The sequence below is a fragment of the Streptomyces sp. WG7 genome (assembly GCF_049975785.1).
GTDB lineage: Bacteria > Actinomycetota > Actinomycetes > Streptomycetales > Streptomycetaceae > Streptomyces.
The window spans coordinates 33552-46797 of record NZ_JBNGGE010000039.1 but is presented as its reverse complement, the minus strand read 5'-3'; the positions used below and the strand labels follow the sequence as shown (position 1 = coordinate 46797).

Annotated in this window: 12 protein-coding genes; 8 read left to right on the top strand and 4 right to left on the bottom strand. The window is 71.3% G+C overall.

Features of this window, described 5'->3' with window-relative positions:
- Window positions 1-3 precede the first annotated feature (3 nt).
- The 7 genes from nadC (at window position 4) to ACP4J0_RS29500 (ending at window position 4749) form a co-directional block, all read left to right on the top strand.
- The gene (nadC, locus tag ACP4J0_RS29530) at window positions 4-984 is read left to right on the top strand and encodes a carboxylating nicotinate-nucleotide diphosphorylase (RefSeq protein WP_426601805.1); all 981 of its coding nucleotides are present in this window, start codon (window positions 4-6) and stop codon (window positions 982-984) included.
- Between the two features lie 5 nt (window positions 985-989).
- A complete protein-coding gene (locus ACP4J0_RS29525; RefSeq protein ID WP_426601776.1) occupies window positions 990-1787 on the top strand; it encodes a type III pantothenate kinase in 798 nt (265 codons plus the stop codon).
- A 378-nt stretch (window positions 1788-2165) separates the two neighbouring features.
- Window positions 2166-2813 (top strand): hypothetical protein, encoded by a 648-nt coding sequence (locus ACP4J0_RS29520; RefSeq protein ID WP_426601775.1) that lies wholly within the window; start codon window positions 2166-2168, stop codon window positions 2811-2813.
- 23 nt (window positions 2814-2836) lie between these two features.
- Window positions 2837-3016, top strand: coding sequence for a hypothetical protein (locus ACP4J0_RS29515; protein WP_279564289.1), 180 nt, complete (start codon window positions 2837-2839; stop codon window positions 3014-3016).
- A gap of 194 nt (window positions 3017-3210) precedes the next feature.
- The gene (locus ACP4J0_RS29510) at window positions 3211-3627 is read left to right on the top strand and encodes a BlaI/MecI/CopY family transcriptional regulator (protein WP_426601804.1); all 417 of its coding nucleotides are present in this window, start codon (window positions 3211-3213) and stop codon (window positions 3625-3627) included.
- A 9-nt stretch (window positions 3628-3636) separates the two neighbouring features.
- Entirely contained in the window at window positions 3637-4146 is a 510-nt protein-coding gene (locus ACP4J0_RS29505) for an amino-acid N-acetyltransferase (protein ID WP_426601774.1), read from the top strand.
- A 267-nt stretch (window positions 4147-4413) separates the two neighbouring features.
- On the top strand, window positions 4414-4749 hold the full coding sequence (locus ACP4J0_RS29500) for a histone-like nucleoid-structuring protein Lsr2 (protein ID WP_426601773.1): 336 nt from the start codon (window positions 4414-4416) through the stop codon (window positions 4747-4749).
- A gap of 43 nt (window positions 4750-4792) precedes the next feature.
- On the opposite strand, the gene ACP4J0_RS29495 is transcribed toward ACP4J0_RS29500, so the two are convergent.
- Entirely contained in the window at window positions 4793-5485 is a 693-nt protein-coding gene (locus ACP4J0_RS29495; protein WP_426601772.1) for an SCO3374 family protein, read from the bottom strand.
- A gap of 430 nt (window positions 5486-5915) precedes the next feature.
- On the opposite strand from ACP4J0_RS29495, the gene ACP4J0_RS29490 reads away from it, so the two are divergent.
- On the top strand, window positions 5916-8441 hold the full coding sequence (locus ACP4J0_RS29490) for an ATP-dependent Clp protease ATP-binding subunit (protein ID WP_426557712.1): 2526 nt from the start codon (window positions 5916-5918) through the stop codon (window positions 8439-8441).
- Window positions 8442-8515: 74 nt separating this feature from the next.
- On the opposite strand, the gene ACP4J0_RS29485 is transcribed toward ACP4J0_RS29490, so the two are convergent.
- The 3 genes from ACP4J0_RS29485 to ACP4J0_RS29475 all read right to left on the bottom strand — a co-directional run bounded on the left by ACP4J0_RS29485 (window position 8516) and on the right by ACP4J0_RS29475 (window position 13192).
- Window positions 8516-11560 carry an NACHT domain-containing protein gene (locus ACP4J0_RS29485; protein WP_426601771.1) on the bottom strand — a complete coding sequence of 1015 codons (3045 nt, stop codon included), beginning with the start codon at window positions 11558-11560 and terminating at the stop codon, window positions 8516-8518.
- Window positions 11561-11609: 49 nt separating this feature from the next.
- On the bottom strand, window positions 11610-12242 hold the full coding sequence (locus ACP4J0_RS29480) for an HAD family acid phosphatase (protein ID WP_426601770.1): 633 nt from the start codon (window positions 12240-12242) through the stop codon (window positions 11610-11612).
- A gap of 383 nt (window positions 12243-12625) precedes the next feature.
- The gene (locus tag ACP4J0_RS29475; RefSeq protein WP_426601769.1) at window positions 12626-13192 is read right to left on the bottom strand and encodes a hypothetical protein; all 567 of its coding nucleotides are present in this window, start codon (window positions 13190-13192) and stop codon (window positions 12626-12628) included.
- Window positions 13193-13246 lie beyond the last annotated feature (54 nt).

The window sequence follows — 13246 nt, the reverse complement described above, 5'->3', positions numbered from 1 at the left end:
GCAGTGAACACCCCCGATCTTCCCCTCGCCTCCACCGGAGGCTGCGGCGACGGCTGCGCCTGCGGCGCGGACACCGACGAAGAGGCCTACATGGAGTGCGGTCTCGACCCCGCGCTCGCGGCCCTCATGCTGGACTCCGGACTCGACCCCGTGGAGGTCGAGGACCTCGCGAACGTCGCCATCCAGGAGGACCTGGCGGGCGGCGTGGACGTGACGACGGTCGCGACGATTCCCGAGGAGGCCGTGGCCACCGCCGACTTCACCGCGCGGGAGGCGGGCGTGGTGGCGGGCCTCAGGGTCGCCGAGGCGGTCATGTCGGTCGTCTGCACGGACGAGTTCGAGGTGGAGCGCCACGTCGAGGACGGCGACCGCGTCGACGCCGGCCAGAAGCTCCTCTCCGTCACCACCCGCACCCGTGACATCCTCACCGCCGAGCGCAGCGCGCTGAACCTCCTGTGCCGCCTGTCGGGCATCGCGACGGCCACACGCGCGTGGGCGGACGCCCTGGAGGGGACGAAGGCCAAGGTCCGCGACACCCGCAAGACCACCCCGGGCCTGCGCTCCCTCGAGAAGTTCGCGGTCCGCTGCGGCGGCGGCGTCAACCACCGCATGTCCCTCTCGGACGCGGCCCTGGTCAAGGACAACCACGTGGTGGCCGCGGGCGGCGTGGCGGCGGCCTTCCAGGCAGTGCGCGAACGCTTCCCCGACGTCCCCATCGAGGTCGAGGTCGACACCCTGCACCAGCTCCGCGAGGTCGTGGACGCGGGCGCCGACCTGATCCTCCTGGACAACTTCACCCCGGAAGAGTGCGAGGAGGCGGTGGCCCTGGTCGCCGGCCGCGCCACCCTGGAGGCGTCCGGCCGCCTCACCCTGCACAACGCCAAGGCGTACGCGGCGACGGGTGTCGACTACCTGGCCGTGGGAGCCCTCACCCACAGCTCCCCCATCCTGGACATCGGCCTGGACCTTCGAGCGGCGGAGTAGAGCCCATGCTGCTGACGATCGACGTAGGCAACACACACACCGTCCTCGGCCTCTTCGACGGCGAGGACATCGTCGAGCACTGGCGCATCTCCACGGACTCGCGCCGCACGGCCGACGAGCTGGCGGTCCTCCTCCAGGGCCTGATGGGCATGCACCCGCTCCTCGGCGACGAACTGGGCGACGGCATCGACGGCATCGCCATCTGCGCGACGGTCCCCTCGGTCCTGCACGAACTGCGCGAGGTCACCCGCCGCTACTACGGCGACGTCCCCGCGGTCCTCGTCGAACCGGGCGTGAAGACGGGCGTCCCGATCCTCACCGACCACCCCAAGGAGGTCGGCGCGGACCGCATCATCAACGCGGTCGCCGCCGTGGAGCTCTACGGCGGCCCGGCGATCGTCGTGGACTTCGGCACGGCGACGACGTTCGACGCGGTCAGCGCGCGCGGGGAGTACATCGGCGGGGTCATCGCCCCCGGCATCGAGATCTCGGTCGAGGCGCTCGGCGTCAAGGGCGCACAGCTCCGCAAGATCGAGGTGGCGCGTCCCCGCAGCGTGATCGGCAAGAACACGGTCGAGGCCATGCAGTCCGGGATCATCTACGGCTTCGCCGGCCAGGTCGACGGCGTCGTCCACCGCATGGCCCGCGAGCTGGCCGACGACCCGGACGACGTCACGGTCATCGCGACGGGCGGGCTCGCGCCGATGGTGCTGGGGGAGTCCTCGGTCATCGACGAACACGAGCCGTGGCTGACGCTGATGGGGCTGCGGCTGGTGTACGAGCGGAACGTGTCCCGTATGTAGCCGACGGCGCGGGCGCGGGCGCGGATCGGGGGTGTGGGCCCGGGGACTCCCGGCCCGAGTGTGCGGCCCCGGGGTGGGGACCGGCCCCGGGGGCGTGGACCCGGGGCGTGGACCGGCGGAGACGCGGCCCGGGGGCGTGGTCCGGAAGGCAGGCCGCTCGCACCGGGTGGCGCGTCAGAACCCCGCCACCCCCGCAGGCGCCCCCGCTCCGCCGCGCTGTTCCGACGACGGAACGCGCCACCTACCCCGCACGGAACGCGCCACCCGCCCCCCCACCGAACGCGCACAGGGCGACGCGGGCGCCCGCATCCGAGTGGCCCCCCACGCCACACCCGCACCCTATGCCGGGTTTGTCTGATTAGCGCGTATCGTCGCCGCATGCCCACGCCCTACGGATCCCGCGGCGGTATGGCGTTCGGTGCTCAGGAGCTGCGTGTGCTCCGGCGCGCCCTCGCCCTCGCCCTGCACCCCAGCCCCGTCTCGACGGAGGAGGCCCAGGACTGCCTACGCCTCGCGGAGTCGCTCGACGAGGCGATGCGGGAGGGCGCCCGGCTGCGCGCCTTCCTGGTGGCCGACCTCGCCCGGTACCGCGCCGCGCTCCCCGGTACCGCCACCGGCTACCTGGCGCTCCTGGACGAGGCTCTGGGCGCCGGACACCGCCCGGACACGGACGATCTCGCCGCCCTGGGAGCCCTGCGCGGCAACCCTGCCGCGGCCGCCCTCCTGGCCCGCTGCGGGCCCACGGCCGCCAGGGCGGCCTCAGTCTCCGCAGTCACGGCCACCACGGGGGCCATGGCGGCCCCGGGGGTCACCATCTCCCTCCCCGCCGCGCGCTCCCGCCTCCACGCCCTTCCCGGCGGCCAGCAGCCGGACGGGAAACCCGCACAGAAGCCCGCCCGGAAACCCGCCCCCCAGCCCACCCCCGCCACCCCCAAACGTCCCGTCCCCACCCCCGGCGAGGTCTTCCCCCGCCGCAGGCCGGCCCCGCCCGCCCCCGGCTCCCGGCACCACCTCGTCGCCGGCTGACCCGGGCTGGCTACCCTGGATCCATGGACTACGTCTCCGCGCTCCTGCCCCCGGCCGTCATGGCCGTGTTCTTCATCGGCGTGATCAGGGTGATCGTGAAGACCCAGGGCGGCGCCAACAAGGCCAAGGAGGACGCGGCCGTCGACGCCGCCCTCGCACGGGCGGAGGGCGCCCGCCAGGCACCCGCACACCCCGAGGCCTGACCGGCCCGCCACCTCCCCCCCCGGCGGGGCTGGCACCTCACCCGCGTACGACTCCCCGCACCCACCGCGAGGAGCCGTACGCCCTTTTTGTGCCCATGTGCCTGCAGAGATGCACGTCCGGCACGCGATCGCCGGGATCTCCCACTATCGTTCAGAGCGTGCCTCGCCCATTGGGAGAACTCGAAGACGCGGTCATGACGAGGGTGTGGAAGTGGAACCGCCCCGTGACCGTTCGAGAAGTCCTGGAAGACCTCCAACAGGAACGGTCCATCGCGTACACCACCGTGATGACCGTTCTGGACAATCTCCATCAGAAGGGCTGGGTGCGCCGTGAGGCGGAAGGCCGGGCCTATCGATATGAGGCGGTCTCCACCCGCGCCGCGTACGCCGCCGCGCTGATGAACGACGCATGGTCCCAGAGTGACAACCCCACCGCCGCCCTCATCGCCTTCTTCGGCATGATGAGCGAGGAACAGCGCGAGGCGCTCAGAGATGCCATCCGCATCGTGCAGGGCCCCGAAACCCGCGCGCCGGGCCCCGAAACCCGCGCGCCAGGCCCCGAAACCCCCGCACCGGGCCCCGGCTCGGCACCGGACGCCGGCGAGCGATAGCGTCCCCACATGTCAAAAGCCATCACCGTCCGGCGGGCCCGCACCAGTGATGTCCCCGACGTGCGCCGGCTCCTCGACGCGTACGTCCGTGACCGCATCCTGCTCGACAAAGCGATGGTGACGCTTTACGAGAGCATCCAGGAGTTCTGGATCGCGGAACGGGACGACAACGCCGAGGTGGTCGGCTGCGGTGCCCTGCACGTGATGTGGGAAGACCTCGCTGAAGTGCGGACTCTCGCGGTGAAGCCCGGTCTGAAGGGCGTCGGCGTCGGCCATCAGTTGCTGGAGAAGTTGCTGGAGACCGCGCGCCGGCTCGGTGTTCGCCGCGTTTTCTGCCTGACCTTCGAAGTGGACTTCTTCGTCAAGCACGGCTTCGTGGAGATCGGTGAGACGCCCGTCGACGCGGATGTCTACGCGGAGCTGCTACGTTCCTATGACGAGGGCGTAGCGGAGTTCCTGGGTCTCGAACGAGTGAAACCGAACACCTTGGGCAACAGCCGGATGCTTCTGCATCTGTGATCACCGGGCATCGTCCGGCATCCGCACTCCTGCGCAGTCCTTCGTCGCAGTTTATTCCGCCGACGGACCGTTCGCGGGTTCCCTATGTCCGAAACGCGTATCTTTTCGGCCCCGGGGCAGGCTACCGGTCTCCGCCGGGGGTTTGTGTTTTTCCGGCAAAAGCGGTTTGCTTTCCGACGTAGTGCAGTACTGCATATAACAAGGGGCGGCGATACGGCGGATGCCGGCGGACCTCCGGCCCTCAAGTTATCGATGAAAGGAAATCCGGTGGCACAGAAGGTTCAGGTCCTTCTTGTCGATGACCTCGACGGTGGCGAGGCAGACGAGACCGTGACGTTCGCGCTGGACGGCAAGACGTACGAGATCGATCTCACCACCGCCAATGCGGACAAGCTCCGCAGTCTTCTCGACCCTTACCTGAAGGGCGGCCGCCGTACCGGGGGCCGTGCTTCGGGCGGCCGCGGCAAGGCACGCGCGTCTTCCGGTGGCAGCCAGGACACCGCGGCCATCCGCGCCTGGGCGAAGGAGAACGGCTGGGACGTCAACGACCGCGGCCGTGTTCCCGCGAAGGTTCGCGAGGCGTACGAGCAGGCCAACGGCTGACCACCGCACCCGACCCGCGCCACAGGACCCGTCCCGGACGGCCTCAGCGCGTCGGCCGGCAGGTCCGGGAGGGCGGGAAGAGCCGGACCCGGTGGCACTGAGTCGCCAGCGTGTGGACCAGCCGTGCGAGATCGGGGGCCGGTCCAGTGCCCCCCATGGCCGACAGCGTCGGCAGCGAGGCCTCGCCCCCGCACCCCGGTTCCGGGGGTCGCAGCCAGACGGCGGCCCCCTGCGGGCCGTCGCGGCCCGGGGGGCGCGGCGGCAGCCCGGACGGCCCGGGCCCGGGTGCCATGGGCGCCTCCATGAAGCCGCCCGCACCGACCGCTCTCAGGTCGAGCGGCAGCGCGCCCCATTCCAGCCATTCCAGCAGCCCGGGCAGTTCCTCCGCGCTTCCCGCCGCCACGAGCAGCGACATCCGCCCGCCCCGCACGGCCACCGGAAAGCCGGGGCGCCGCAGGACCGGACCGGCTCGCCCGAGCCGTTCCAGTGCCGCGTGACCGGCCTCGGCGGGGACGTCCAGGACGTCGAAGCGGACGCCCGTGCGGAGCCGTACCGGCACCCCGGGCACCGTCGGCCAGCCGAGCACGTTCTCGTACCACCACCGCACCCGCTCCCAGGGGGACGGGGCCGAGCCCGGGCCGCCCGCTTCGAGCGGTCGGCGAGGGAACGGAAGCGTGGGGGCTGCGGGGTGCGTGGGAAGCGAGGGTGTGGGAACCGAGGGCGGGGCGCCGGCCATGCCAAGTGCAACAGCCGGAAAGGCGCGCGGGTTACGCTGGGTACCGGGACGAATGCGCAGAGTGCCGGAAGTGGGGGCGTGCGGGGGTGCGGGGAGGCGCAAGGTTGTTCGCCCGTAGCGGAGGGAATCGATGCGCGCGGCATGGAGTGCCAGTGCGTGCGGGTAAGACATCCCTAGTGGGAGGGGGCGACACGCAGATTGGGCCGTCTCACGTTCGCCATCGGCGTACTGGCGAGTGGGGTAAGTGCTTGGCCTGCGGGAACATCGTCTCGCACCATCGGGTTGTGGCAGATGTCGGCGTCAGGGGTCAGGAGGCCATCGACGGTGTCGGCAGTTGGAATGAGCGGTCCCCGCTTGCGGGACTAAGCTGCGGAAGGACAGGGAGGGGAAGTTCCCCTTACTGCCTGACCGCTCTGAGGAGCGATTAACGATGTTCGAGAGGTTCACCGACCGCGCGCGGCGGGTTGTCGTCCTGGCTCAGGAAGAAGCCCGGATGCTCAACCACAACTACATCGGCACCGAGCACATCCTCCTGGGCCTGATCCACGAGGGTGAGGGTGTCGCCGCCAAGGCCCTTGAGAGCCTCGGGATTTCGCTCGAGGCGGTCCGCCAGCAGGTGGAGGAGATCATCGGGCAGGGCCAGCAGGCCCCGTCGGGTCACATCCCCTTCACCCCCCGTGCCAAGAAGGTCCTGGAGCTGTCGCTCCGCGAGGCCCTCCAGCTGGGTCACAACTACATCGGCACGGAGCACATCCTGCTCGGCCTGATCCGTGAGGGCGAGGGCGTCGCCGCCCAGGTCCTGGTCAAGCTGGGTGCCGACCTCAACCGGGTGCGGCAGCAGGTCATCCAGCTGCTCTCCGGATACCAGGGCAAGGAGACCGCCACCGCCGGCGGTCCTGCCGAGGGCACGCCCTCCACGTCCCTGGTCCTCGACCAGTTCGGCCGGAACCTCACCCAGGCCGCTCGTGAGTCCAAGCTCGACCCGGTCATCGGGCGCGAGAAGGAGATCGAGCGGGTCATGCAGGTGCTGTCCCGCCGTACCAAGAACAACCCGGTCCTGATCGGTGAGCCCGGCGTCGGCAAGACCGCCGTCGTCGAGGGCCTCGCGCAGGCCATCGTCAAGGGCGAGGTGCCCGAGACCCTCAAGGACAAGCACCTCTACACCCTGGACCTCGGCGCGCTGGTCGCCGGCTCCCGCTACCGCGGTGACTTCGAGGAGCGCCTGAAGAAGGTCCTCAAGGAGATCCGCACCCGCGGCGACATCATCCTGTTCATCGACGAGCTGCACACGCTGGTCGGTGCGGGTGCCGCCGAGGGCGCCATCGACGCCGCTTCGATCCTGAAGCCGATGCTGGCCCGCGGTGAGCTGCAGACCATCGGCGCCACCACGCTGGACGAGTACCGCAAGCACCTGGAGAAGGACGCGGCCCTCGAGCGCCGCTTCCAGCCGATCCAGGTCGCGGAGCCGTCGCTGCCGCACACGATCGAGATCCTCAAGGGCCTGCGCGACCGCTACGAGGCGCATCACCGCGTCTCCATCACGGACGAGGCCCTGGTCCAGGCGGCCACGCTCGCCGACCGCTACATCTCGGACCGCTTCCTGCCGGACAAGGCGATCGACCTGATCGACGAGGCCGGCTCCCGGATGCGCATCCGCCGGATGACCGCGCCGCCGGACCTGCGCGAGTTCGACGAGAAGATCGCCGGCGTCCGCCGCGACAAGGAGTCCGCGATCGACTCGCAGGACTTCGAGAAGGCCGCCTCCCTCCGCGACAAGGAGAAGCAGCTCCTGGCCGCCAAGGCCAAGCGGGAGAAGGAGTGGAAGGCCGGCGACATGGACGTCGTCGCCGAGGTCGACGGCGAGCTGATCGCCGAGGTCCTCGCCACGGCGACCGGCATCCCGGTCTTCAAGCTGACCGAGGAGGAGTCGTCCCGCCTGCTGCGCATGGAGGACGAGCTCCACAAGCGGGTCATCGGCCAGGTCGACGCCGTCAAGGCGCTGTCCAAGGCGATCCGCCGTACCCGTGCCGGCCTGAAGGACCCGAAGCGTCCCGGTGGCTCATTCATCTTCGCCGGTCCGTCCGGTGTCGGTAAGACCGAGCTGTCCAAGGCGCTCGCCGAGTTCCTCTTCGGTGACGAGGACGCGCTGATCTCCCTCGACATGTCGGAGTTCAGCGAGAAGCACACGGTGTCGCGTCTCTTCGGTTCGCCCCCCGGCTACGTGGGCTACGAGGAGGGCGGCCAGCTGACGGAGAAGGTCCGCCGCAAGCCGTTCTCGGTCGTCCTCTTCGACGAGGTCGAGAAGGCCCACCCGGACATCTTCAACTCGCTGCTGCAGATCCTGGAGGACGGTCGTCTGACCGACTCCCAGGGCCGGGTCGTGGACTTCAAGAACACGGTCATCATCATGACGACCAACCTCGGCACCCGGGACATCTCCAAGGGCTTCAACCTCGGCTTCGCCGCCGCGGGCGACACGAAGACCAACTACGAGCGCATGAAGAACAAGGTCCAGGACGAGCTCAAGCAGCACTTCCGGCCCGAGTTCCTCAACCGCGTCGACGACGTGGTCGTCTTCCCGCAGCTCAGCCAGGACGACATCCTGCGGATCGTCGACCTGATGATCGACAAGGTCGACGAGCGCCTCAAGGACCGGGACATGGGCATCGAGCTCTCCCAGTCCGCCAAGGAGCTGCTGTCCAAGAAGGGCTACGACCCGGTGCTGGGCGCGCGTCCGCTGCGCCGCACGATCCAGCGCGAGGTCGAGGACACCCTGTCGGAGAAGATCCTCTTCGGCGAGCTGCGCCCCGGCCACATCGTGGTCGTGGACACCGAGGGCGAGGGCGACGCCAAGACCTTCACCTTCCGGGGTGAGGAGAAGTCGGCGCTGCCCGACGTCCCGCCGATCGAGCAGGCGGCCGGCGGTGCCGGGCCGAACCTGAGCAAGGAGGCGTAGCCCTCCGGGGGTGCGTCGAGTAAGGGGCTGCCCCGGGACTTCGGTCCCGGCGCAGCCCCTCTCTTCTTGCCGCGTCAGCGATCCTTCAGCGTCACCTCGGCGTCGGGGAAGAGGGAGGCGAACCGGGTGATGTCGACGTGCGCGCCGGGGGCGGGCTCGACGACGACCGTACGGACACCGGGAAGGCGGGTCGCCAGGACCGATACGTCCTCGTGCCCGCTGAGGGTCGGCAGACGCAGGTGGGTGACGCAGGGGAGCACGGGCATGGGCCCGAGACCGTAGGGGAAAAGCGAGGCATGCAGATGCAGGCTGGTCAGCAGGGGCAGCAGAGAGACCTCCTCCCAGTCATCCGCGGTGAGCGAAGTGGTGAGGGCCAGACTGAGTACCTTCAGGCCGCTCCAGTGCGACAAGCCGCGGAGGCCCGTCGTGGCGGTGGTTCCGGGGCCCAGGAAGAGGATCTCCAGCGGCGCCGGCAGAGGTAGGGACTCGGTCAGCCGGGTCCCGGGGAGCCACTGGGCCACGGACAGCAGGTCGAGCGAGGCCAGCTCGCGAAGACCCGTGAGATCGGCGATCGGGCCGATCACCAGCTCCTTGAGTGAGAGCGGCGCGAGCTGCCCGAGTTCGCGAACCGAAGGGCAGGCGTCCAGCGTCAGGCGGCGCAGGGAACCAAAGGCGGCGAGCCCGCCCAGGTCGGTCAGGACCGGGTTCTTGAGGAGATAGAGCTCTTCCAACGGCCGCGGGGCACCCATGCCCGTAAGAACGTCGGACAGGCTGTGCGCTCCGCTGAACGCAAGTCGACTCCACGGACGCATTCCGGTGATGGCGGCGCGCTGAACGTCGGTCGCGCAGGTGAGGATCAGGTCCGCCCGATCCAGGTGGTTCAAGATCTCCGCTGCGTACTCCTGCGCGTCGAACCGTTCCCACGTCCCCACCAGTTGGCGCCGTACATCGAGCGCCGGATGCGCTCGGAACCGCTGCAGTACCGCGAGCGCGCCGACCGGCTCCTGCCCGCCCAGCAGCGAAGCCGTCACCGTGACCCCGTGCGCCTCCACATCCGTCAGCCCCTCAGGCCCCGGAAGCAGCTCCAGCACCAGCGGTCCCGCCTCCGCCAGCGCCTTCGCGTCCGCCGTCGACCGTGGGGGGATCAGCGCCCCCGCCCGCGCCTCCACCTCCGCCCGCACCGCCGGATCGAGCGCTGTGGCGTGCTCCAGGCAGGCCAGGGCCAGCAGCGTCAGCCGTGGGGTGTCCTCCGCCAGCAGCCGCCGCAGCAGGACCGCCCGCTCCCCGGGCCGGGCGTGGGCCACCGCCATGCGGATCACGTCCTCCCACTGCGTGTCGCCCGCGTGGCCCGCGATGACGTCGAGGTGGCCCTCCTCGACCGCGTACCGCGCGCCCAGGTAGTCCTGGAAGGTGCGGTGGACGAAGTCGAGGGATCCCTCGCCGGGGCGCCGGAGCAGCCCGCTGCGCAGGACCAGCGTCCGCAGTACCGTCGCCGCGTCCCCCTGCCCCGCCGCCGAGGCGACCGACGGCAGGGCACGCTCCACGATGCCCTCGGCCGTGGCGAGGTCCATCTCCGTACGCCCGCTCAGCACCAGCGCGTACGCCAGCCGCTGGAGCAGCTCCAGCTGTGCCTCCTCGCCCAGGTCGACGGCCTCCATGCCCCGCTCCCGGTCCCGGCGGGCCAGCAGCATCGTCAGGGCGGCGTCGTACAGCTCCTTGCGGCCCGTGGGGAGGTAGCCGCGTCGCTCCCGGTGCAGGGCGCAGATCAGGCCGCACATCAGCGGGTTGGTGGCGAGCCGGGCGAGGTCCCGCTTGGTGCGCAGGGCGTCCAGCAGCTTCGCCTCGTACTCGGGGGCGTCGGCCGCCGCGTGCCAGCGCCGCACGAAGGTGGTGACGTCGTCCTGGCGCATCGGGGTGAGGGCCAGTTCCCGGAAGCCCTCCGCGGCCAGCCAGTCGGGGCGTACGGCGGTGGGGCGGGAGGTGAGCAGCCAGCGGTTGCCCGGAAAGGCGCGGATGAGGGCGAGGAGCCAGTCGCGGGTGCGGTTCCGGTCGGCGGCGGGGATCTCGTCCAGGCCGTCGACGAGGACCAGGCCCCGGCCGGCGCTCAGCACCCGCTCCGCCCAGCCGTCCGGCGGGGTGAGCGGGCAGCTCACCGCGGTGAGGAAGGCCGCCGGAGCAGGAAGCGCGCCCGCACGGATCAGGGTGCGCAGCGGCAGGACGTAGGGGACCCGGGAACTCTCCCGCGCGGCGGTCACCGCCAGCCATTGCACCAGGGTCGTCTTGCCGGAGCCCGCGTCGCCGCGCAGCAGCACGCGGTCGTCGCCGCGCAGGGCCTCCTCGGCGGAGAGGTGGACGGTGCGTTCCGGCTCGGGGGGTTCCCCGGGGAGGGTGGCCCGCTCCTCGGTGCCGGTCGCCTCCAGGCTCAGATAGGCGACTTCGAGGGGCCAGCGGTCGGGGGAGTCGCGCAGGTCGATGCCGTAGATGGTGATGCGGTTGCACTGCTCGGCGACGTACGGCAGGTAGCGGCGCTCGAACGCCGTGTCCCGGGCGTCCGGCCTGGGCATGCGGGTGATCAGCTCGTCGACCTTGGCGATCAGCTCGGCCTGGCCGCGGGTCTGGGCCACCAGGGTCCGGGCGACGAAGGTGGAGCGCCGGGTGAAGAACTCCAGGATGTGCAGGCAGGCCCACTCGGTCGCGGAGTCGAGGAAGTAGCCGGCGTCGGCGGACAGGTCGGCGCCCGACCCGGGCCTCGAAGCCTGCCGGCGCAGCCGGTCCGCCAGTTCCCGGTGCCCCAGCCGCACGGCCTGGACGTCGTCCATGTCCAGGTCGCCGAGGGCGAGCAGCCGGGCGGCGAGGGCGTCGGCGACGGCCGTCTCCTCGTCGCGCGGGAAGGGCGGCTCGCCGGGGGAGTCCAGGGACGCCCCGACGAGCCGCCCGGCGAGCCTGCGCACCTCCGCCTCACCGAGGTGGCGCTGTTCGCCCCGGAAGGAGACCAGGCGGGTCAGCCGGACCGGCCGGTCGACCAGTCCGGCGCCGGGACCGCCCGTGACGAAGAGCTTCTTCACCAGCGGGGCGACCAGGCTGGACGCCAACTTCCCGCCGAGCACCGCCGGTTCCATGTGCCACCCCCGTGATCGTTCGACCAGGGGTGGAGCCTATCGGTCGGTGTCAGGACAACTGGCCGTCGTAGTCGGGGAGCTTGAAGGTCTTCTCGGCGTGGCCGCCCGACAGGTCGGTGGCGCTGTTGCCGATGTTCGCGATGATCGTGTAGCCCTTCGACTCGATCTCGGCGCGCTGTTCGGTCTTGTACTCGGCGACGTTCCGGAACAGGTCGAGGAAGCCGCGGACGTGGACGCCGGAGGACTTGTAGCCGGCGTGGGCGAGGTTCCACTCGGTGGGCGCCTCGATGATGCCCGGGCGGGCGGTCACGAAGAACAGGGCGACGCCGCGCTCCTGGGCGTACTGGGCGGCCTCCAGGACCGGCCGGTTGGCGGGCTGCGGGTAGCTGAAGCCGAAGTCGGTCTCCAGCGAGGTGTTGTCGATGTCGAGGACGATCGCCTGCTTCTCGCCGGGTGCGGCGTCGGCGATGCGCTCCTTGAGGTAGGGCAGCGCCTGGTCCATCACCGCCCGGCAGTCGCGCTGCCAGGTGTCGTAGTCGACGTCGGCCGCCGCGGCCGCCACGGCGGCGGGCGCGGAGGAGTGCGTGGGGGCCGCGGCATCCGCCGGGGAGGCGAGGGCGACGAGGGCGGCGGCGGAGACCGCGCTCACCGATGCGCGACGCAGCCAGGGGCGTCTGTTCATGGAGTACCTCTCTCGTCCGTACGCGCTGCTTGTTTTCGAGTGCATGCTCGATGGCGAGGGTGACGTGAGAGGAACCGTAGGGTTACTGGCCGGTAAGTCGCCAGGGCCTTGCAGAAGATGACCGATTTCTGCTTTGAGGCCAGTGCGGGGAGCGCGGGTTCACCGGGATGGCGGCGGACAGGTCGCCCAGCCGGCGCCGGGTGCGGGCGCGTTCCCCGGGCCGGCACCTCGTCCACGCCGTCCATCAGCAGCACCCCGCGTCCGGCGGAGAGCACGCGCTCCGCCCATATGGGCGGCTGGGGGCCGGCGAGCGGGCAGCCGGCCGGCGAGCGGGCAGCCGGCCGCGGTCAGGAAGTCGCCGGCGAGCGGGCAGCCGACCGCGGTCAGGGAGTCGCCGGGGACGGGCAGCCGGGCGCCCGGGCGCCCGGGCCGGGCGAGGCTGCGCCGGACCGGGCCAGGGTGCGCAGGGCCTCCGCGTCCGCGTCGAGGCGCCGCAGGTCCGCGTCACCGCCCGCCGCCTCGTGCAGTCGGGCGGCGCGTTCCTCGCGGCCCAGCCGTACGGCCTGTACGTCGTCGGGGTCCAGGTCACCCAGGGCGTGCGGCGTCCGGTGGAGCGCGTCGGTCACGGCGTCCAGCTCGGTCTCTGCCGCGGGGCGGCTGGCGTGCGCCCCGCTCCGCCAGCTCACGGACCAGCTTGCGCGGCTACCGCCGCTCGCCGGGGTCCGCCTCTCGCCCCGGAAGGAGACCGGCGCGGACAGCCGTACCGGCCTGGCGGCCGGCCCGGCGCCCGGGCCCTCCCGCACGAGCGGCTGCTTCGCCGGCGGACCGACCGGGCCCGCCGCGAGCCTGGTCCCGAACGCTGCCGGATCCACGCCCCCCACGCCGCCCACGAGCCGTCCGAAAGGCCGCTTCGGCGTAGCCCCCGTCACATTCACCGGCCCTTCGATCATGGCCGCCGGTGATGTGCCGCACAGGCCGTTCGCCCTGTACTACGGGGAATAGTG

What these genes read in the sequence shown, in the direction of transcription:
- ACP4J0_RS29525 (WP_426601776.1), top strand. Translation starts at nt 990, where the DNA reads ATGCTGCTGACGATCGACGTAGGCAACACACACACCGTCCTCGGCCTC.
- ACP4J0_RS29520 (WP_426601775.1), top strand. Translation starts at nt 2,166, where the DNA reads ATGCCCACGCCCTACGGATCCCGCGGCGGTATGGCGTTCGGTGCTCAG.
- ACP4J0_RS29515 (WP_279564289.1), top strand. Translation starts at nt 2,837, where the DNA reads ATGGACTACGTCTCCGCGCTCCTGCCCCCGGCCGTCATGGCCGTGTTC.
- ACP4J0_RS29510 (WP_426601804.1), top strand. Translation starts at nt 3,211, where the DNA reads ATGACGAGGGTGTGGAAGTGGAACCGCCCCGTGACCGTTCGAGAAGTC.
- ACP4J0_RS29505 (WP_426601774.1), top strand. Translation starts at nt 3,637, where the DNA reads ATGTCAAAAGCCATCACCGTCCGGCGGGCCCGCACCAGTGATGTCCCC.
- ACP4J0_RS29495 (WP_426601772.1), bottom strand. Translation starts at nt 5,485, where the DNA reads ATGGCCGGCGCCCCGCCCTCGGTTCCCACACCCTCGCTTCCCACGCAC.
- ACP4J0_RS29490 (WP_426557712.1), top strand. Translation starts at nt 5,916, where the DNA reads ATGTTCGAGAGGTTCACCGACCGCGCGCGGCGGGTTGTCGTCCTGGCT.
- ACP4J0_RS29485 (WP_426601771.1), bottom strand. Translation starts at nt 11,560, where the DNA reads ATGGAACCGGCGGTGCTCGGCGGGAAGTTGGCGTCCAGCCTGGTCGCC.
- ACP4J0_RS29480 (WP_426601770.1), bottom strand. Translation starts at nt 12,242, where the DNA reads ATGAACAGACGCCCCTGGCTGCGTCGCGCATCGGTGAGCGCGGTCTCC.
- ACP4J0_RS29475 (WP_426601769.1), bottom strand. Translation starts at nt 13,192, where the DNA reads ATGATCGAAGGGCCGGTGAATGTGACGGGGGCTACGCCGAAGCGGCCT.